This window comes from Lysinibacillus sp. Y5S-8, assembly GCF_036894365.1.
GTDB lineage: Bacteria > Bacillota > Bacilli > Bacillales_A > Planococcaceae > Lysinibacillus > Lysinibacillus fusiformis_D.
In genome coordinates this window covers 3,102,278-3,122,957 of record NZ_CP145889.1, presented here as the reverse complement: position 1 = coordinate 3,122,957, position 20,680 = coordinate 3,102,278, and the positions used below count along the sequence as shown (strand labels likewise).

Annotated in this window: 22 protein-coding genes; 11 read left to right on the top strand and 11 right to left on the bottom strand. The window is 36.2% G+C overall.

Annotated elements, in window-relative coordinates; genetic code table 11:
- Nucleotides 1-93: 93 nt before the first annotated feature.
- The 4 genes from lepA (at nucleotide 94) to V6670_RS15120 (ending at nucleotide 4,431) form a co-directional block, all read left to right on the top strand.
- Nucleotides 94-1,920, top strand: coding sequence for a translation elongation factor 4 (lepA, locus tag V6670_RS15135; RefSeq protein ID WP_058844222.1), 1,827 nt, complete (start codon nucleotides 94-96; stop codon nucleotides 1,918-1,920).
- Between the two features lie 935 nt (nucleotides 1,921-2,855).
- Nucleotides 2,856-2,981 (top strand): hypothetical protein, encoded by a 126-nt coding sequence (locus V6670_RS15130; protein WP_338651565.1) that lies wholly within the window; start codon nucleotides 2,856-2,858, stop codon nucleotides 2,979-2,981.
- A 151-nt stretch (nucleotides 2,982-3,132) separates the two neighbouring features.
- Nucleotides 3,133-3,363 (top strand): phage holin, encoded by a 231-nt coding sequence (locus V6670_RS15125; protein WP_338651563.1) that lies wholly within the window; start codon nucleotides 3,133-3,135, stop codon nucleotides 3,361-3,363.
- Between the two features lie 603 nt (nucleotides 3,364-3,966).
- Nucleotides 3,967-4,431 carry a GNAT family N-acetyltransferase gene (locus V6670_RS15120; RefSeq protein ID WP_338651561.1) on the top strand — a complete coding sequence of 155 codons (465 nt, stop codon included), beginning with the start codon at nucleotides 3,967-3,969 and terminating at the stop codon, nucleotides 4,429-4,431.
- Nucleotides 4,432-4,543: 112 nt separating this feature from the next.
- On the opposite strand, the gene V6670_RS15115 is transcribed toward V6670_RS15120, so the two are convergent.
- The 4 genes from V6670_RS15115 to V6670_RS15100 form a co-directional block, all read right to left on the bottom strand.
- On the bottom strand, nucleotides 4,544-6,112 hold the full coding sequence (locus tag V6670_RS15115; protein ID WP_338651340.1) for an IS1182 family transposase: 1,569 nt from the start codon (nucleotides 6,110-6,112) through the stop codon (nucleotides 4,544-4,546).
- Nucleotides 6,113-6,286: 174 nt separating this feature from the next.
- Complete coding sequence (locus V6670_RS15110; protein WP_338651559.1) at nucleotides 6,287-6,637, bottom strand: hypothetical protein; 351 nt, start codon at nucleotides 6,635-6,637, stop codon at nucleotides 6,287-6,289.
- Between the two features lie 259 nt (nucleotides 6,638-6,896).
- Nucleotides 6,897-7,970, bottom strand: a complete 1,074-nt coding sequence (locus V6670_RS15105) for an Ig-like domain-containing protein (RefSeq protein ID WP_338651557.1) — start codon at nucleotides 7,968-7,970, stop codon at nucleotides 6,897-6,899.
- A 137-nt stretch (nucleotides 7,971-8,107) separates the two neighbouring features.
- On the bottom strand, nucleotides 8,108-8,245 hold the full coding sequence (locus tag V6670_RS15100; protein WP_338651556.1) for a hypothetical protein: 138 nt from the start codon (nucleotides 8,243-8,245) through the stop codon (nucleotides 8,108-8,110).
- Between the two features lie 76 nt (nucleotides 8,246-8,321).
- On the opposite strand from V6670_RS15100, the gene V6670_RS15095 reads away from it, so the two are divergent.
- Both V6670_RS15095 and V6670_RS15090 read left to right on the top strand, forming a co-directional pair.
- Nucleotides 8,322-8,735 (top strand): hypothetical protein, encoded by a 414-nt coding sequence (locus V6670_RS15095; protein WP_338651554.1) that lies wholly within the window; start codon nucleotides 8,322-8,324, stop codon nucleotides 8,733-8,735.
- Between the two features lie 26 nt (nucleotides 8,736-8,761).
- Nucleotides 8,762-9,124: a hypothetical protein gene (locus tag V6670_RS15090; protein WP_338651552.1), complete on the top strand. Its 363-nt coding sequence runs from the start codon at nucleotides 8,762-8,764 to the stop codon at nucleotides 9,122-9,124.
- A 593-nt stretch (nucleotides 9,125-9,717) separates the two neighbouring features.
- Here the strand turns inward: V6670_RS15090 and V6670_RS15085 are convergent.
- From V6670_RS15085 to V6670_RS15070, 4 genes are all read right to left on the bottom strand, one after another.
- Complete coding sequence (locus V6670_RS15085) at nucleotides 9,718-9,852, bottom strand: hypothetical protein (RefSeq protein ID WP_004226973.1); 135 nt, start codon at nucleotides 9,850-9,852, stop codon at nucleotides 9,718-9,720.
- 322 nt (nucleotides 9,853-10,174) lie between these two features.
- Nucleotides 10,175-10,609 (bottom strand): GNAT family N-acetyltransferase, encoded by a 435-nt coding sequence (locus V6670_RS15080; protein WP_338654651.1) that lies wholly within the window; start codon nucleotides 10,607-10,609, stop codon nucleotides 10,175-10,177.
- 3 nt (nucleotides 10,610-10,612) lie between these two features.
- Nucleotides 10,613-11,164: a GNAT family N-acetyltransferase gene (locus V6670_RS15075; RefSeq protein ID WP_338651551.1), complete on the bottom strand. Its 552-nt coding sequence runs from the start codon at nucleotides 11,162-11,164 to the stop codon at nucleotides 10,613-10,615.
- A complete protein-coding gene (locus V6670_RS15070; protein ID WP_338651549.1) occupies nucleotides 11,161-11,322 on the bottom strand; it encodes a hypothetical protein in 162 nt (53 codons plus the stop codon). The genes V6670_RS15075 and V6670_RS15070 overlap by 4 nt, the downstream gene beginning before the upstream one ends.
- Before the next feature lie 306 nt (nucleotides 11,323-11,628).
- On the opposite strand from V6670_RS15070, the gene V6670_RS15065 reads away from it, so the two are divergent.
- The 5 genes from V6670_RS15065 (at nucleotide 11,629) to V6670_RS15045 (ending at nucleotide 16,086) form a co-directional block, all read left to right on the top strand.
- On the top strand, nucleotides 11,629-12,381 hold the full coding sequence (locus tag V6670_RS15065; RefSeq protein ID WP_141905124.1) for an SMI1/KNR4 family protein: 753 nt from the start codon (nucleotides 11,629-11,631) through the stop codon (nucleotides 12,379-12,381).
- 136 nt (nucleotides 12,382-12,517) lie between these two features.
- Complete coding sequence (locus V6670_RS15060; protein ID WP_141905123.1) at nucleotides 12,518-13,204, top strand: VOC family protein; 687 nt, start codon at nucleotides 12,518-12,520, stop codon at nucleotides 13,202-13,204.
- Nucleotides 13,205-13,282: 78 nt separating this feature from the next.
- On the top strand, nucleotides 13,283-14,272 hold the full coding sequence (locus tag V6670_RS15055) for a zinc-dependent alcohol dehydrogenase family protein (RefSeq protein ID WP_338651546.1): 990 nt from the start codon (nucleotides 13,283-13,285) through the stop codon (nucleotides 14,270-14,272).
- Between the two features lie 295 nt (nucleotides 14,273-14,567).
- A complete protein-coding gene (locus V6670_RS15050; RefSeq protein WP_338651544.1) occupies nucleotides 14,568-15,581 on the top strand; it encodes a DUF1835 domain-containing protein in 1,014 nt (337 codons plus the stop codon).
- A gap of 76 nt (nucleotides 15,582-15,657) precedes the next feature.
- Complete coding sequence (locus V6670_RS15045) at nucleotides 15,658-16,086, top strand: GatB/YqeY domain-containing protein (protein ID WP_058844226.1); 429 nt, start codon at nucleotides 15,658-15,660, stop codon at nucleotides 16,084-16,086.
- A gap of 81 nt (nucleotides 16,087-16,167) precedes the next feature.
- Here V6670_RS15045 and V6670_RS15040 read toward each other — a convergent pair whose 3' ends face one another.
- From V6670_RS15040 to V6670_RS15030, 3 genes are all read right to left on the bottom strand, one after another.
- Nucleotides 16,168-17,865, bottom strand: coding sequence for a methyl-accepting chemotaxis protein (locus V6670_RS15040; RefSeq protein ID WP_036121723.1), 1,698 nt, complete (start codon nucleotides 17,863-17,865; stop codon nucleotides 16,168-16,170).
- The gene (locus V6670_RS15035) at nucleotides 17,849-19,492 is read right to left on the bottom strand and encodes a pyridoxal-dependent decarboxylase (RefSeq protein ID WP_338651540.1); all 1,644 of its coding nucleotides are present in this window, start codon (nucleotides 19,490-19,492) and stop codon (nucleotides 17,849-17,851) included. Before V6670_RS15035 ends, V6670_RS15040 begins: the two co-directional genes overlap by 17 nt.
- Before the next feature lie 357 nt (nucleotides 19,493-19,849).
- Nucleotides 19,850-20,554: a polysaccharide deacetylase family protein gene (locus tag V6670_RS15030; protein ID WP_338651538.1), complete on the bottom strand. Its 705-nt coding sequence runs from the start codon at nucleotides 20,552-20,554 to the stop codon at nucleotides 19,850-19,852.
- Between the last annotated feature and the right edge of the window lie 126 nt (nucleotides 20,555-20,680).

The window sequence follows — 20,680 nt, the reverse complement described above, 5'->3', positions numbered from 1 at the left end:
TATTGATATTATAGGCTTTCTAGTCTAGTTGCTGTTGTACTTTGCGTTATGTTCATAGTATAATTCATTATAGTTTAATTAGGAGTGGAAAAGATGAACCGAGATGCACGTTTAAAACGACAAGAGAATATACGAAATTTCTCTATTATTGCACATATTGACCATGGGAAATCAACGCTTGCTGACCGTATTTTAGAGCAAACAAAATCTTTAACTTCCCGTGAAATGAAAGCACAGCTCCTCGACTCAATGGATTTAGAGCGTGAGCGAGGGATAACGATTAAATTAAATGCAGTTCAATTAAAGTACGAAGCAAAAGACGGCGAAGTGTATACATTCCATTTAATCGACACACCAGGACACGTCGATTTCACATATGAAGTATCCCGTAGTTTAGCTGCTTGTGAGGGTGCCATTTTAGTTGTGGACGCCGCACAAGGTATTGAAGCGCAAACACTAGCAAATGTTTACTTAGCACTTGATAATGATTTAGAAATTTTACCTGTTATTAATAAAATTGACTTACCTGCAGCTGATCCTGAGCGTGTGCGTCAAGAAGTAGAGGATGTCATCGGGCTGGATGCATCTGAAGCAGTATTAGCTTCTGCAAAAGCAGGTATTGGTATTGAGGATATTTTAGAGCAAATCGTGGAGAAGGTACCAGCACCAACGGGTGATCCTGATGCTCCACTACAAGCTTTAATTTTTGACTCTGTGTACGATGCCTATAAAGGTGTTATCATTTCAATTCGTGTGATCAACGGGACTGTCAAGCCTGGCGACAAAATCCGTATGATGGCAACAGGTGCGGAATTCGAGGTTATTGAAGTTGGGGTACATACACCAAAGGTTGTGCCACAGGCTGAATTAACAGTTGGTGATGTAGGTTATTTAACAGCATCTATTAAAAACGTAGGTGACACACGCGTAGGTGATACTGTAACCTATGCAAATCGTCCTGCAGCCGAGCCATTAGCAGGTTATCGTCGCTTGAACCCAATGGTTTATTGTGGTTTATACCCAATTGATACAGCTAAATACAATGATTTACGTGAAGCGTTAGAAAAACTAGAGCTAAATGACTCTGCTCTACAATATGAGCCAGAGACATCTCAAGCACTTGGCTTTGGTTTCCGCTGCGGTTTCTTAGGATTACTCCATATGGAAATTATTCAGGAGCGTATTGAGCGTGAATTTAATATTGATTTAATTACAACAGCACCTTCTGTAATTTACAATGTTCATATGACAGATGGCACTGATATTAAAGTAGATAACCCATCCTTTATGCCAGACCCACAAAAAATCGAGCGTGTTGAGGAACCTTATGTAAAGGCAACCATTATGGTGCCAAATGATTATGTGGGAGCGGTTATGGAGCTTTGTCAATTGAAGCGTGGTAATTTCATGACGATGGATTATATTGATACATCCCGTGTAAGCATCATTTATGAAATGCCTTTATCAGAAATTGTCTATGATTTCTTTGACTATTTAAAATCAAATACGAAGGGCTATGCATCCTTCGACTATGAACTCATCGGTTACCAGCCATCAAAATTAGTGAAAATGGATATTTTACTAAATGGTGAGCAGGTCGATGCACTAAGCTTTATCGTACACCGTGACTTTGCCTATGATCGAGGCAAAATTATTGTAGAAAAATTAAAAGAATTAATTCCACGCCAACAATTTGAAGTACCAATTCAAGCAGCAGTTGGTCAAAAAATTGTGGCACGTTCAACAATTAAAGCCATCCGTAAAAACGTTTTAGCGAAATGTTACGGTGGGGATATTTCTCGTAAGCGAAAACTTCTTGATAAACAAAAAGAAGGTAAAAAACGTATGAAACAAGTAGGCTCCGTCGAAGTCCCTCAAGAGGCATTCATGGCTGTGCTGAAGATGGATGATTCGAAGTAAGGTTGATTTAACAGTGTTTATAGGGGTTTGAAATAAGTGTTTTGTGGTGTTTCCCATCATAAAAAATACGTTAGTAATTCTTATATATCTTGAACGAATGAGTCAAAGATGTTAGCAGCATCTCTGGCCATTTTTTCAGTGAGGTGGACATAGCGATCTTCTGTTACGGCAGCTCGACTATGTCCTAATCTTTTTTATAATGTTTTAACAGGTGTACCGTTTTCGATTAAAGTTGTAGCATGTGTGTGCCGTAAGGAATGATAATATAAACAAGCAATTATAGAATCAGGTGAACAGTAAACGCAGCATTAGCTAGCGTTATTTTTATTGTCTAAAAATGATAAGGTCTATGGAAGGTTAAGATTTCTTTACCTTGTCAAAATTCTATTGAATTAATTTAGAAATAAAATTACAATGTTGACGGGGAAATAAGTACTAGATTTACTGCTGACGGATCGCCGTATGCGATGAAAGTCGCCTGTGTGGTGAAGGCTCGTTATAAAGCATGTACATGAATAAGACGAGAATGGCACAATAACAATAGGTGCTGCTTATGCAAACCCAAACAGTAAAGTTGTAGGGTTACCGTCATCCACGCAAATTGAAATACGTCATTTACAATCAGATGGTATTACACCAATTTCTAATTGGACATTAGTTACTACTTTTGTTAATGGAACAATTATGTGGGGTACACAAATAGGACAAATAGTCAAAGTGCGTTTACCTTCTGACCCTACAAACGTTTTAAGCGTAACAGTTCAAGCTGCACCATAAATTTATTATTTTTTTATTAAATGGTTAGGGGACATGTCATTATGATGTGTCCTTTTTCCTTTGACTACCAAATCATCTGTGGAGGGTTCTTTTTATACAACAAGACCTAAGTAATGCACTGTGCCGAGCAGTGCTATTTCTATTTGTGAGGTATTGACATGGACAGTCAAACAGTAGCTTTAATCGGAATTTTATGTGCAGTATTAGGAGCTTTTATTGGAGTACTTACTTACAATTTCAATCGAGACAAGGATGTAAAAATGATGCATCTGATTCAGCTGTAATACGCACAAAATTAGACAATATTAATGCTGGGATAAATTGATATTAAAGCGCAAGAAATGCGTGTTACAGGGTTATCAGAGCGTGTGATTCTTGTCGAGGAATCAAGTAAACAAGCACATAAACGTTTAGATAAAATGGAGGGAATTACACATGGAAATTAACTGGAAAGAACGTTTGCAATATAAGCAATTTGGGGTGTCATTAATCGAATTACTACTAGTGCTCGCTAATCAAACAGCGGGCATTTTTAATGTCAATATTACGATTTACAATGCACAAATCACAGCCTTTTCAGAGACAGTATTAAGCATTTTAGGATTACTTGGTATTATTTTGTTGCCCCGACTACAAAAGGCACTTCAGACAGCGAACAAGCATTGAATTATGACAAGCCTAAGAGTGATGTAAAATGACAAGCATTACTACAACATGCAGGGAGATCTCTGAACTATTGCCAGCTGCACAAACAGCATGTAGATTGTTATTCCAAGGGTGCTTTAAAGCAGGTATTAAGAACATCTTTATTACTGAAACATATCTGCTCACAAGAACGACAGAAGTACCTTTATGAACAAGGAAGAACTCGACCAGGACAAATTGTTACTTGGACACTAGACAGCAATCATAAGTCACGATTAGCATGGGATATTGCTGTTGGTCCTCCACAGTCTTTATATGATGTGGCAACCCTAAGTCGAGTAGGTGCTATTACACAATTGCAAAGGATGATGACACAATGAAATTCACAAGGACAACTGCAAAAGCTGCTGTACGTGATTATATTCAAGAAGCAGTCGGTAAAGGATTGATAGGTCATGGTTGGAAAAATTCAATAATGGCACTATGACAAGTGGTGATTTTGAAGGTTTGAAAATTATTATTGCACAGCGTAGCATTTAATAAATAAAAAACTAATTTTAAGTGTAATTATGAGAAATTTTGAAAAAATGTTAAGATTAAAAGATAGATTAGGAGGGAAATAAAGTGATTTCATTAAAACCTATGAACCAAGAAGAGTTCAAACAATATATTAGTTATGCAATTGAAGACTATGCAAAAGACAAAATCGCTTCCGGAAATTGGAGTGAAGATGAAGCGATTAACTTGTCGAGGGAATCATTTGAACGACTACTACCAAATGGTGAGAAGACCGAAAATAATCATTTATTGTCTATCTTTCATGACGATATTTTAGTTGGAATGATTTGGATTTCGCAAAAAGCCCCTAAAAATCCTAATGAAGGTTATATTTATGATTTTGTGATTTTTGAACAATATCAAGGGCAAGGGTATGGCAAGAAAGCAATGAAAGAAGCTGAAATTATTGCTAAAGAGTTAGGTATGAATAAAATTGGTTTAAACGTTTTTGGTCATAATAAAATAGCACGTGGATTATATGAAAAAATGGGTTATGAAATTACGAATATAACAATGGCTAAAACAATTTGATAATGTAAGTAATTGAGGCTGGGACAAAACTAGCTTCAATTAGTGAGAAATCCGAATTTGAATTCATTCAAATTCGGATTTCTCTATTTTTTATGTTGTCTCTAGATAGTCCTTAGCTACTGGCTGTGAATTTTCTTAAATTCACGGCCAGTAATGCGAGCCCCATTTCGTTTCCTACACTCGATTTTCCTCGAACAGAAAATCGAGTGAAACGCAAATTAGCCTTCAAGAATCCAAAAACTGGTTCCACGTCAATTTTGCGTTGACGATAAATGGTACTCGTTTTTTCTTCTGAAAGCTTTGTTCTTACATATTCTTTTTGCTGTTCCCACTTCTCATTCACTAGTAACTTACGATTATTTCCCTCTTTTGCTTTTGTACATAATGAACGGAATGGGCATCCGGAACAGTCTTCACATTCGTATACCTTAAACTCACGCGTGAAATCATATGGATCCGTTTTCGTGGTACGATATTTAAATACGAGCTGTTGTTGGTTCGGGCAAGTGTATTGATCATTTTCTTCATCATAATTCCAGTAGGCTGTATTGAATTCGTTTTGTTTATACTTTTGCTTTTGTTCTTTTAAATACAAGTTATATGTAATTAAGGCTTCTCGTTTACGATTCGAAAGGATATCATCATAATTTTGTTCGCAGCCATATCCAGCATCTGCGACGATGTGTTTTGGTAACTCAAAATAATGTTGTTCGATTTCATCTAAAAACGGGATTAAGGTACGTGTATCTGTTGGATTCGAATAGATACTGTAGGCAAGTACATATTGACCTTCTGTTGCGACTTGGATGTTATAACCTGCTTTCAATTGACCATTTTTCATATAGTCATCTTTCATTCGCATAAATGTGGCATCTGAGTCCGTCTTGGAATAACTATTTCGCATGCCAAAGATTTCAAAGTCTTTTTGATATTTTAGTTTACGTACAATATAGTCGATTAATTGTTTGCGAGCTTGCTTTGGGAATTTCCGTTCAACTCTTAAAGCTTTTCTTTCAGCTACATCCGATGAATCCTCTATTTTTTGATCATACTCGGCAATCACTTCGTCTACTTTTTCTACCATCTGGGCGAGCTCTTCTACTGCTAATTCTTCTACATTTTCTCGTTCAATTTCGGGTATGATTTCTTTTTCGAGTAGCTCATCGTATAACTGGTTTGATTTTTCAATTAATCCTTTATGGTATTTCTCGATGGATTTTTTCCACACGAAAGTAAATTTGTTCGCATTGGCTTCGATCTTTGTTCCATCTATAAAAATAGCTTCCTGATCAATTAATTCTTCTTGAACCAACTGGCAACGAAATTGGACGAAACATTGGCGGATCAACTCTTTCATTTCTGGTTGAACACGGAAACGGTTGATTGTGCGGTAGCTTGGTTCATACCCTTGAGCTAGCCACATCATCCGAAGACTATCTTTTAATAGGGCTTCAATTTTACGCCCTGAGAAGACAGATTGTGTATAAGCACATAAGATAATTTTAAGCATCATGCGTGGATGGTAGGCGGGACAGCCTTCATTTCGAAGGAATGGTTCAAACGCTTCAGGCGAGATACTTTCAACTAAATGGTGGACATGGAAGGCAATATCGCTTTTTTGTAATGTTACTTCTAAATCTAAAGGCAAAACTAATTGATTCATGTTATAATTTTTAAACATAAGGATCCTTCTTTCTGTATAATTTTGTTGTGGTGACTTAATTTTATCAGAAGCGGTCCTTATTTTTATTCAAAAATTAATGAAAGCCTGTGAAATTTTACTGATCGTAAAATTTCACAGGCTTTTTAATTTAGAGGTGGGTTTTGTCCCAGCCTCTTTTTTTATTTCCACAAATTATTGATCAAAAAAGAAAAACAATATAATGAAAGGAAGAATTACTATTCCAATCATAAAGATAATAATCCAGTGTATAATTTCAAAGTTATCCATAGAAATAATGTAAAAAAATACACCTATGGCCAAGAGTACCAAAAATAAGCATCCGTGAATATGAGTATTTCCCTCATTAACATTACCTCCATATTCATTTTCAAATTCATCCTGGACTTCTGACTTAACAATCTCTTTTGGTATTGTTTTATCTTCTATAACTGTATTACAGTATTCACACCTTATTAATACTAAACCATCTTCGTATACTTTCGTAAAAGAATTATTGGCTAAACAATTAGGGCAATTATTCATTAATTTTCACCTCAATATATCTATCTACTATTTACCATTTTAGGGATTTCGACATGGTTTGTATATATAAATAAAAGTTAGTAATCAATTTAATGGAAAGGGTAGACGAATATTTTATTGTTGTGCATGTAGCTATGGCAGGCAATGATGTGGTCCTTAGGTATGCTAATATGGCACTAAAAACTCAGGTAGAAAATTTATTAATCAGTCACCAAAATAAAGATCAGGCGCTCAATTGAGTACCTGATCATTTTTAAATTTAATATTCTCTTATTTCAAATGAAGCAATTTTATCATGTACAACATATTCTGTTACCTTTTTATAAGGTGAAATTGTTTTAGAAAATTTGAACGTTGATGTACCTTGTGTACTTTCAAACCAATTTAAATAATTGTTCAAAACTGTATTCGTTACATCATATTCTTTTGTTATCCCATTAACCAAAGTGATACTTAGAATAGCACTCGAAAATGAATTATCTGGTTTCTTAACAATAACTGTACTTGTAGCTGAAATATCTTTGTTTTCTATCGTTACAGTAATTATTGCCTCACCTTCGCGAATAGCTGTTACATTACCATCTTGATCTACAGTGGCAATAGATTCATCACTTGATGACCATATTACGTTTGCAGTATCAGGTGTAACCGTGGCTGTTAATTTATCTTGACTACCTTCTAGAAGTTCTAATGAATATCTATCTAATGAAATAGATTCACTAGAGTCTATGCTAGTTAAATCTCCATCTATATCTATAGCATCTAAATCATATCGTACAGAACTGTCAATCCCAACTTTTGACGTTTTATCATCCGCATAAATAAAAACGGAATGTTGCATATTAGTTAATCCAGTTTTTTCATATACTAATGTCGTCTTAGTATCTACAGCACCATTTTGATTAAATCGTTCAGCAACTCCATCTATTTCTATAACAATATTAGATGAGCGGTACACAGAACTATTAAGTCCTATAAGTCTAATTTTTGTACCTATAAAGTTGAATTTAATTCCATTTAATTCGTTATTAAATGGATGTTTTAAAGAAAAAGATGAATATCCCGAGTTATAATATAGATCGTTTTGGGTTTTGTATACATCACCTAGATACTCAATTTTTAGATTTGAATCATCATATCTTTTCCAACCTATTTCTGGTTTTAATAATCTACTTCCTACAATTGCACTATTTTTAGGAGCGTTATTTAGATTTGTCACTCCTTCTTCATAATCAATTACTTCTGCAGCCGATGCACTTTCAACACTAAAGCTAACTAATACTAACAGCACTAACGTTAAATAAATAAAACTTTTCTTAAATAAATTTACCACTTATGTATCCTCCTTTAAATTAACAAGGCTATTATAAATAACCTATAAAAACAACTTTAACCAATATGATACTTATATACCATAATAAAAATCGTGTTTATTTAATAATAAAAAAGCCACTCGATTGAGTGACTGATTTATTGTGTTTCTCCATTTACATTAACTTGAGTTGCATTCATAGCACCTGTCATTCCTACTACATTACTTACACCTAAATCAGATGCAGCATATCCATCACCTGATAGTGCAATCGCTATTTTTATTTTTGTATTCATTGCTACTATTCACTTTGGTAGAAAAAAATCAAAAGGTAAAAAGCAATTAATGTTTGCTGGTGCTTCACTAGTAGTAATGATCGTTTCTTTTACAGGTTTTATGTTCACGTTTGAAGTGCCTGAAGAGGAGAAAATTGATGTAGTAGAAACAGTGGCAAAATCAGAAGAAGAAAGCTCCACAAATACATCAGATGATACAGTGAACAAAGAACAAACTGTTAATACTGAAAACTCACAGAAACAACCACAGGCAACAAAAGATAATCAAAAAGAAGATACACAACCCGAAACGGAGCCAAGTAAACCTAGCACTTTGACAATAGGTGAAAAAAATGCAGAATTAAATCCTACAAAGCCTGGAGCAACAGGAACTATTAAATTTGAGGTTGATTGTCCACCAGGGGTTCACTGTTTAATTGATCCAAATTTCGATGTAATAATCGATTTCACTACAAAAAAAGTTGTAGAAATTATTGGCGGTGAAACTTGATCTAATATAATTAGGAGATGATTTTGTTGTTATTAGCTCGTCCAACAATGGTAACAAAAGAAGAAGTTGTAGAGAAAGGTGGTTTACGACCACTAAATAACAAAGAGCGAAAAGAAATAGCTAACATGATTGGGATAGAGGAAAATAGCATTTCTAAGCTACCTTTAATTAACATTGTTTCAGAAGAGGAATTACACGTACCTGATTTTGCTGAGATACTCAATTTCATAATTAGTAGTGCACCAAAACCTCACTTGAAAAAAATCTTAGAGGGGTATTTTAAGACTTTGGAACCTAATGATAGAGTAGCAAAAGGGATTATTGAATGGGAAACTGAGCAATCTCCTGAAAGTAAAACACTCACTGTTTATTATATGTATTGGATATAGTTATGTGTTTATTTTATATGAGTAAAGTTTTTGGATAAAAGTAGATATTCTTTTTTTTGAAAGAAGTAAAAAGACCACTCCGTGATGGGGGGGCTTAAATTTTCCCTATCATATCCCCACCAGTGGTAGAAAATAAATAGAGATAAAATGAATATACAACTAGATAAAATTAAATAAAAAAACAACCGACAAACCCTTATATATCATAGGATTGTCGGTTATAAAGAAGTATAAAAAGATGCGCCTGAATACAGCATTTCTATAGGAAGCATTCATGGCTGTGCTGAAGATGGATGATTCGAAGTAAAACATAACTATTCAAAAACAGGGAATGCTATTTTTTTGTAGCATTCCCTGTTTTTTTCTCTAGTTAAACTGCACCTAAGTATTTTGCTTCTTGGCGATTTTTATATTTTGTAGCTATCATGTTCATTTTGAGAAAATTTTAGTAAAAGATAAATAGATTTTCTACCTTTTAAAAAAATCCTAACCATTTTTATTGTCTGCCGAGAAAGTTGAAGCACCATAAAACAGTAAAAGGAATCGCTATTGAAATAGAGATCCCTTTTATTGTAATACTCTTTGTATGCAATTTAATGAAACAATAGGAAGAACTTAGCCAATAAAAAAATAGGGACTCCTACAATTATTACGCCTGCAAAGAAATAACAAAATAACATAAAAACATCGAAAACCGCACCGGCTAAATCATCAATGAATTTTAACATTTCATTTCCCTCCAAACATAATAAGTATCGGCACTACAAACGATTCATTCTTTAACTAATTGCAGAAAGTTTTTACTAAAAGCTAAAGTGAGATAGATTATACAGACATTCATAAAAAAATGAAACATATGATAATGGCTTTGGACTAGGACGGCGGGGGTGAAATAGGAAAGGGCTGAGACTTCTTCTTCTCCGATACAACGTACCCATGGAATCGGTCCTCCAAAAGTTGTCTGTTGATAGGTCACGAAAAATAGAGAGATACAGGTAGTAAAATACTAATCCATAATAATCGTTGATGGACCTTCATAATATCTCCCCTTTAAAGATCAGATCGTAGCGTCTTTTTTAAATAATAATGTTTAAAATCTCTGCCAACATGGTCGAGAGTCCCGTAAATTTCATAATGATGATTTTCATAAAATGTTAACGCTTGAAAGCTAAGCGTGTCAACTTTAATGAAATCACATTCATGGTTGAAGGCAATTTGTTCAATTGTTTGCAACAACTTTGATCCATACCCTAACCCACGAAGCTTTTCGTCTACTATTAGCGTGTGTATTTCTAACCAATTCCAGCAAATTTCACCCAGTATGCCACAATAAACGTGACCATTGCTATCAGTTAGAAATAAATTAATTTCCTGATATCGACCTTGTAAATCTTTTGGAAAGTGTTTTACATTGTATTCATAAAGCATGTTATTGACATAAGCTTTGTTCTTCTTATGTCGTTCTTGTGTGATTTGATAAGATATCATTTACTCCATTTCTCTCAATGGTAGTACTCGGTGCCAAATCATATGATGGCTATTCGTTCCCCAAAAGTGCTCAAGTATATAGTCAGGCTGTCCAAATTTTTTCTGCCAGATGGCTTGTGCCTGTTTATATCCACTATCTAAACAAAAGCTATGCACCTTTTGTTTTTCCAACGTCGTTAGCATTTTCTGTAATAGCATGGTGCCAATGCCACGATTTTGATAGTCCGGATGAACAAATACGGTACCGATTTCTGGACAATGGGAAAGATCTTCTTTCATCGTTTGTTGAATGATCTCGTTGGCTTCCCCATATTCGATCGTTCCTATTATGTCATTTGTTGCTTCGTCCACAGCTACCCAGAAAAATCTTTTTTTGCCTTGGCTCTCTAAGTCCATTGCGACATACTGCTTTTTCATTGCCCATTCACGCTGTTGATCGTCCACTAGCTCGGCAATCCCTTCTTTTGCATAAGTATCTTGAATGACGTGGAAAAAGAATTGATGTAATGTTTGTATGTCCGATTGTTCGGGACGTCTTATGAGTAATTTCAAATTTTCTTACGCTCCTTCGTATTTGGTGATTTTTGGCTTAATAAGGTATGAGCTCCTTGCACGTCAACATCTATATCTGCCTGTACTGCGGTTAATCGATTAAGTGCAAGCTGTAGCCAATAATAGGAGGCATTCAGTATGCCAAAGCAACTCTCCATAGCAAATAGAGGTTTGGATATTCACCAGATGAGCTAATTTTTTAAGACATTGGTCTCCTTGTGCCACCTTGCCTTGCCATATTCCAAATTAGTGAAGTGCTTTCGAAAACGCCAATTTGGCTCGTTGTACTGTCTGTTCGTTCGCATGTTGTGACATGACAGATAGCCCCCATCCGTTATTGTTGTGCAAGTTATGCATACTATCAGTCTATTTTAATGATTATAACATGTTCACCTTAATTGGTTAATGATGGAATATGTTAAAATATAAAGAAAGACACTAGGTAACTAAAGGAGGGAATGCAGTTGAAAGAGTTGCAGGAGAAACTAGATGCAGTATTAGAGCAAATGCGCAGTTTTATCCAAGATATTCAAGAGCGAGATTCAGCTTACCCTATGTTTTTTCACAATCAAATCGAGGAGGATATTAGCCAATTTGTAGACAGTCAGTGGTCATTACCAACGGAATATGTCTATTTTTTAAGGCGTTATGTCGTTGAAAGGGTTACATGGAATACGGGTGATTATATAAATCTACAAATCTATGGAGCAAGAGATTTAATGCGTGGGCAGGAAGGCTATCATTATAATCCAGTGACAGAAGAGGTGATTTTGGATTGGCCGCACGATTATTTGGTCATCGCAACAGATGAAGGAGATCCATATTGTCTGGATTTATCAAGAGGGGATACGGCAATTTTTACTGCTCTTCATGGGGCAGGCTGTTGGGATTTCACAATGGCCTACGACAATCTAATCATGTTTCTTGAGAGTGTGCTAATTCCACCTGGTTTAGAGGAGATGTTGCCTGAAGACAACTCTACTACTTACTATGAACTGACTATAACAGGAGATGGGGAAAATAAGCTAAAGACATTATTGTTACTTAAGAAAATATTCTCTTGTGATTATTCACGAGCAAGAGAGATGTTAGAACAGCCTCCACTATTAATTTATAGAGGAGTTGAAGCGGGTGCTTTAAGGTTAGAAGACGAGCTCCAGCATATTCGTGCAAACTATCAAAAAAAGAAAATTAGCTTAGCTGAATTTATCGAATGAACCATTACATGATTTTTGTAAATAATAGGGGGATAACGAACTGCTTTAAATGGACCGAAGGGAACTTCATTCTTTTGCATGACGCCATATCATATATTTGCTTGTATAGTGGGGAGTAGTAAAGGGGTGCTTGAAGATGAAAATTACGAAGGTTCAACTATTTGTTCACGATTTACAAAAGATGCAGAAATTTTATAGCGACCAGTTAGGCTTTGCCTTATTAGAAAATACAGGTGACTATTTTACAATAGCAGTTGGTGAAAGTAGGCTGACTTTTGAAAAAGCACCCACTTCGATTCAAAAGCAATATCATATTGCATTAAATATTCCAAGAAATTTATTTTATCAGGCAAAAATTTGGGCCAAAGAACGTGTTGGCTTGCTTACTTCAGAGGGGCAGGATGAAGTGTATTTTGATTTTTTAAAAGCTTACTCTTGTTATTTTTACGATCCTGAAGGCAATATACTAGAATTTATTGCGAGGCAGGAAGTAAATCCAGAACAAGATACAGCCTATTTTTCTATGGAGCAAGTGCTACAGATTGGGGAAATCAATGTAACGACCGACGACATTCTAGCAGCCGCTAGAAAATTAAATGAACATGCTATTAAGCCTATTAATGATCAGAAAATTCAACTAGATGCTCTTAATTTTTTAGGTAACTACGAAGATGGAGCCAATATTCTATTAGGACCAAGTGAACGACTTTGGTATTTCTCTGATAAGAAAGCAGTAATCAGTCCAATCTGTATCGAAATAAACGATACGTTACAATTATTTGTAGATGAAAAAGGTCAATTGACCATCAGTCAAAAAAGATAAGATGGGCATACCTAATTGGAGCGAGTATCAGAACGATTATACAGAGCTAGAATTAATCAGAAAAAGGAGCAAGAATCGTTGAAAGCAAAATGCCTTAAACTATATGAATTTGGAAATCCACATGAGGTGTTAAGGATTGAAAATAAAACGATTACACCTCCACAAGGTCAAGAAATTCTCGTGCGTATGCTAGCAAGACCCATCAACCCTTCTGATTTAATACCGATTTGGGGAAAATATGCCCACCGAATCACTTTACCAACTGTTCCGGGTTATGAGGGCGTTGGAATCGTTGAAGATGTTGGGCCACTTATCTCTCCAAAGCTCATTGGTCAGCGAGTCTTGCCACTACGAGGAGAGGGAACGTGGCAGGAAATGGTGAAGACTCAGGCGGACTTTGCTGTAGCTATTCCTTCTACGATGGATCATTTTACTGCAGCACAAATGTATATTAATCCGATAACAGCCTTCGTCACCTGTACAGAAGTTCTCAAATTACAATCAAATGATGTACTAGTAGTGAATGCATGTGGCTCTGCTATTGGACATATCTATGCTCAATTTGCCAAATTACTAGGTTTTCAGCTTATTGCTGTCACACGAAGTCATCAGCATACGGACGAATTACAGCGGCTTGGGGCCCGCTTTGTCATAGATACTTCTAAGATGCCACTTCATGAAACGATAATGGCTTTAACAAATGGCAGAGGTGCTGATGCAGCGATTGATTCGATTGGTGGGGAGGCGGGCAATCAACTTGCATTCTGTGTGAAGCCTGGTGGGAAATTTTTAGCCATCGGTCTTTTATCGGGAATACAGGTAAATTGGACAAACATTGTGAGGGAAGCAAAGGTACAAGCGATGATGTTTCATTTGCGCCACTGGCAACGTCAAACACCAATCGAAAAATGGCAGCAAACTATGCAACAGCTCGTCAATATGGTACATACGGATTCGTTAAAAATGATGCAGGTACAGGACCATTTCCCACTAGTGAACATACACCAGGCAATAGCTGCCGTTGAAGCTACTAATAAAGGAAAAAATTTTTTAACGAATATTGATTAAGAAACCTACTACCTTCAGTGTTAAGGAACTTATTGTAAGCTCTTATTGATGGTAGTAGGTTTTTTCTTTCTATTGAGGGTGAATGCGCTCCAACAAGTAAATAATCTACTCAAAGAAGTCTCCCTCGCTTAAAAGAATAGAACCTTTACATAAATAGAGCAATTCTTTATCTTTCATCTTCATAAAAAACTAAATTAGTAATTTAAGGTAATTGGAAATTGCGGTATGATGGAAGTAACTGTTTTTATGGAAAAGAAATTTAAGATACAGGCCATTGTGCAAAGGAGTTTAGATAATGGAACATATCAACAAATTAAAAATGGCGATAAAGCGAATGAGTGAGGCTGATGTGAAGTCTATGCTCTTTTTGATTTTAATGAATGAACAGTCGAAGGACGATATGGTACAGTTTTTATTGCAGCAAAATGAGGAGCAGGATGTTTCAACAATCGAAACGGTTCATATTGTGTTTGGTCATTCGCCTGGAGGGAGTTTGAAGGCTGCATTTCGCAATAGTAACTACGTTAAAACGGAAGAAATCATCGTTATGCCTGGTAATTTTTCTGTTGGTCCTTTGAAAGATTTACATCTATGTGAAGGGATTGAAGCTCGTTTTCAATGGCTACAAGAGCGCTATTTTATAGAAGACGATGGATTGGCCATTTTTGAGCGTGAGATGAAGGAAGCCGTAGAGAAAATAAAATCTATTCCGCCACATCAAGATATTATAATTTGGACTTGTCAAAATGCCCATGAACAAATAGGGCTTCGACTTGTCTTAGCGATGCTAGAAAAGAAACCAAATGATATCTATGTATTAGATACTTTTCAGTTATTCCATGAGTTGCATATATTCCCCCAGTTAGCGGAGGACAATTATCCTAGATCCTCTGGAGAGGTCAGTGTAGAGAATGTACTTCATATTTATGAGCAATATCAGGGACGCCCATTAAAAAAATCATTACAGCAGACTTTATCTAAAGAAGGATTAAAGATGTTAATGGATGACTACTGTATACATACCTGGGAATATAATGAACTTTGGAGTAATCACAATGAAAATGTAGATGATGACTTGATCATTACCTGTGCCAAACGATTACATGATGACCAAGAAGAAGCTCCATATCTAATGGCGGCTAGACTCATTGGGGAAGTGCTAGGGCATATAGAACAGTATAGAGAAGCGGAATGGATTGAATATCGCCTGCGTCAATTAATTCAGCAAGGGGTCTTTTCTTATCGAGGTGAGTTAAAAGGGATGTTACATTATCAAGTAAAATTAGCAGATGCTTATTTGCTTGACTGAGGCACTGACTGTCATGTTCTGAGGTATTTTATGGTATAATGTTTTCTAATATAGATGGCTTGAAGGAGTGAGATCATTGTTAAAAACAGAAGTATTTGAACAATTAAAAACGGCAATGAGAGAGAAAGATACTTTAGCAAAGGGTGTATTATCTCTTTTGAAATCAGCTTTAGATTCTGCTGAAAAAGAAAAGGGAGCAGCATTAACCGCTGAAGAAGAGATAGCCATTATTCATCGAGAGGTCAAACAAACAAATCAAGCGTTAGAAGGCGCACAGACGGCCGGACGAGCAGATTTGATTGAAAAAGAGGAAGCCAAATTGACACTTTTGAAATCTTTCTTACCGAAGCAATTATCCGAAGAAGCGATTGCTGAGAAATTAGTAGCGGCAGGTGTTGGTAAAGGAATGAACATGGGAGAAGCCATGAAAATTGCGAAGCCATTGCTTACAGGTCAAGCGGAAGGTGCAGTTATCTCAAAAGTTGTGAAAAATATTATTGCCTAATCTTCTACCATTTTGGTAGGAGATTTTTTTATGCAAAGAAAAATCCGCTATGCCGAACACGAGCATAGCGGATTCTTTATTTTATAACTTAAATTTTTGAGTGATATTGCGAAGCTGTTGAGCCATTTCTGCTAAGTTATTCGAAGAAGCTGTGATTTCCTCGATACTTGCAGATTGCTCCTCAGAAGCAGCAGCAACGTTTTGAATATTGCCTGAGGCTTGCACAGCTACTACGCCCACTTGTTCAACAGAGATCGCGATGCTGCTAACGCCTTCATTGATATTGGACATTATGTTATTGACATGGTCCATTTCCTGCGTAAGTGATGTAACGTGGCTATAGATGTCAGCAAATGCTTCTCCTGATGCATTAAATGTTGTGGAGCTTTCCGCAAGATTACTGCTGCTAATAGCCATCGATTTTACGGCTTGAGCCGATTCTTCCTTAATGGTTTCGATACGTGTTCGAATACTGTTTGTAGCATCTAAAGATTGATCGGCCAGCTTACGTACTTCCTCAGCTACTACTGCAAAGCCTTTGCCATGCTCACCTGCACGCGCTGCTTCAATGGAAGCATTTAACGCAAGTAAGTTGGTTTGATCCGTAATTTGGGTAATCAATGCTACAATATCCCCGATTTCATTCGTGTATGTGCTTAAACGTTCAACGACAGTTGCTGATTCTTGAATGGCTTGGGATGTTACGGCCATTTTTTCTGTAGCATCTTGAATCGTTGTATTGCCTTTTTCTGAGATCGCAGATGCCTGGAATGCCTTTTCTGTCACACCAGTTACGCTTGTGACAACCTCTGTCATTTTGCTAGAGATGGTTGTAATATGGCTTTCCACTTCTTCAATCGAAGAGGTTTGTTTTTCTGAGCCCACTGCAACCTCTTGCATAGAAGATGTAATTTGCTGTATGGAAGCACTTGTTTGCTCGGAGCTTGCAGTTAATTCCTCTGACATGGCCGCCACTTGTTCAGCATTTTGAGCTATTTGCTGAATTAATGTACGTAAATCTTCCGTCATATTTTCAATGCCTGATGATAGCTGGGCAATTTCATTGGAACCTTTTATTTGGAGAGGCTCGACGGCTAAATCTCCCTGTGCAACCTGACCGACATAGCGAGTCATTTTTTTAATTGGTTTCGTAATACCGACACTAATAAAGTAAGCAACGATAATACCAAAAATCACAAAAACAACTGTTAGAATAATACAAATCCAAAGTGTTTCTGTTTGTAGCTTAGAAATGAAGGAAGCATCCATATCTAAACCAAAAATAATATCAGTATCTTTAAATGGGATGAAAATAGATTTATGGATACCATATTCATCTTTATATATATCACTTGTTTGAATGGTTTGCGTGTCGACGGCTTTTCGCATTTCATCACTAAATTCATAGTCTTGCTGATGATTGTCAGTATTACTTAATGCCACGATATGCTCTTTACCATTGGCTTTTGAAAGCACATAGGCGTTTTCTATATCAAACTTTTTAACTGTAGCGTTTAATTGATCTAATAGTTTTTTATAATTGTCAGAGCTACCGTTATCCGCCGCTTTTACATCATTTTTCTCAAGATCTTCAAAAATCGTATTCGATGTGATCTCTAAAGTAGTTTCGAATTGTTTAATGACAAAATTGTCGATAATACGGTAAGAAACCGCGAATAATACAACACTAAATAGCAATGAAATAATGGCTATTGGAATGGTGAAACTGGCTATATATTTATAGAGTAAAGAACTTTTAAATTTAGTGACGATACGCAATGTGAGACGCCTCCAGTACTGTTAGCTTTTGCTGTAAGAAATGAATCATATTTGGGATATGATTTGTCTCTGTGTATGGTGAAATAGAGAAGAATTTTGCGGCTGCAACTGGAACATGCTGTGTTGTATCACTCGTGCTAACCGTACAAACTCGTGTTGTATCACCGAAGAATACATCATCACGACCTTCACCTATAATTTCAAAGAATGATGCATTGATGCCATTAATGTGTTCGATTTGATCCTGTGTATAATGACCAGCTTGTTCAGCCTGCCAATTGAAGCCATCAGGATACAAGCGAAAGGCTGTAACTGGACCAATATTTGTGTCATTAACGACCTGTAGCATTGGTGTTTTCTCAGCTAATTGTGTGCGGAACGCTAAATTCACACGTACATAGTTAGCTAATAGTTGTTGATAACCTTCCTTACCGAATGCTTGGAGAGCAGCAAAAATAGCAATGGAGCTACCCATACGAGAGCACTCTAATGTATAACCAGTATGGTATGAACCGTAACCACGATTGCCCACATAAGGTGTATCGAAGTCCTCAATATCTAATAGCTGTAAACTGTTACCTTCTTTAATTAAGAATAAGCTAGTTAAATAAGGTGTTTGTCCAAGCTTTTGGAAGTCAAAGCAAAGGCTATCTGCCGTAGCTAGATGTTGCATGCGGTCATGGATATGTTGTAAGCCTTGTACGACATCGTCTTCAAATTGTAGAGGATTTTTTTTGAAATCATAATCATTGAAGAAGGCATAAAAACCACCTAAAGCTGAATCAGCATGAATATGTACTGGCTGTAAATTGTACTTCTTCTCAAGCGTTGTAGTAACCTCTTTAATAGCTTGTACATCATCAATACCAAATTGATCAGTCGCTCCTGTAGTAGCCACTACATAGACAGGGATACCGCCGTTTTCGATTACTTCTGTCATACGAGTGCGTAGGTCTTCCACATCCATTGAGTGGTCTTTGCCAGCTTTTACACGTACTAAATGTTTACTACCAATGCCCACGGCCTCAACAGATTTTAAAAGGCTATAATGTGCGTTTTCTGAAGCAAAGCAATATAAGTTATTCGGAACACCATCTTCTTTGGCATGTGGAAATTGTTTGGCGATGGCAAGGCGAAGTCCACTGAAAACGGCACCTTGTCCACCCCATGTTGTATAACCAAAGCTCTTCGTATAATCATAGCCAACTAATTTAGACATCATAGCCACTATTTTGACCTCACACTCAGCGGCAGCAGGACCATAAACATCCCATAAATTGTTGCCATTTAATAGGGCATTTGTAAATTGACCTAATACACCTGGGATGCTTGCCATTGGTAAAACATTGGTTACAAAGTTACGTGTATGATAAGGATGTCCTTGCATTAATTGTGTCATTTCTTCTACAACTTGATCGAGCCCAACCCCTGTAGTTGGCACTTGATGTTCTTGCATCAGCTCTTGATAGAAATTAGCAGAACGCTCTTTCATTGGACCAAGTGTTGTCTTATGTGGATTTTTTAATTCATCTAATGAGGAAACAATTTTCTCTAATAGGGATAAAAAATTCTCTCTTTGTTGGATATTTCCATCTTCGCTCTGGAATAATTGTTGGATATTTTGCATAATCATCATCCTTTTATAGTTCATATTTCCTCTATTTTTAATATAATAAAAATAGGACATTATACTAAAGGTATAATAGCATATTTTAGCAGAGATGGTGATTATATTTTACTGAAAAAATATTTATTAACATTTCTGAAAAATCCAACTTCAATTTATAGATTCTAATATAATTTGTTTTCCTTTATGCCATGGGGTTTATAAGCTGAACATGCTACTGGATATGGAGATTGAGCGGAAGATTAGAAATTATAAATTAGATAATGTTTAGGTCATAGAAAAAGAGTGGAAATCTAATCCTTTCTAACTAAAAAAATCTGCACGAAAGGTGATGCAGATTCTTGGCAACAGGGGTGATTATTTTTGATATTGTAAAAGTTCTTCTATCGTAACAAATGTATAGCCTTCATCAATAAGCATTTGAAGAATGCCTTCTATTGCCTGTAATTCATTGTCTGTATGGTCGTACATAGGGTGCATTAAAATAATAGAACCTGGTTGAATATTTTCTTTCACATAATTTATTTTTTCCTCTGCCTTTGTAAAGAACGTATCGGGCTCTAAGTTCCATGTAATGGTCTCACGTTGATGTTTATGTAAATAATGGGGAAAGCCGATTAGTTTTTTACCATAGGGTGGTCTGACGAAAGGTGTTTGTTGATAACCAATCCTAGCAATGAGTGCATCTGTTTTTTCTATTTCATTTTTAATAAAGGAAGGGCTTTTCAATACCATACGCTTATGCGAATACGTATGGTTGCCAATTTGATGGCCTGCTACTGCAATTTTCTTTGCTTCTTCTGGATGCTTCTCAATATCCTGTCCAATTAGAAAAAACGTTGCTTTTACTTGGTAGTCGTCTAGTAACGCTAAAATAGCGTCTGTCTTGTCAGTTGGTCCATCATCGAATGTCAGGGCAGCCACCTTTTCCTGTGTGTCAACATGAGAAGTAATATTGCCAAACAATTGATAGTCACGAGCGTTCATTAGTTTATAAGCTGAAAATGCGAAAGCACACATTAGTAGAAGAACTATGCCAATAGTAATTAGTTTCCGTTTCATGAACAGATTCCTCTCTTTGTCCAGATCGATATCATGTTTTAAATGTATGTTAACTTGAATCCAATTTCAATGACGCTTTGTCAGTACTGCAATTTTTAGCCACCATTTTCTGTTTGAATCACAAAA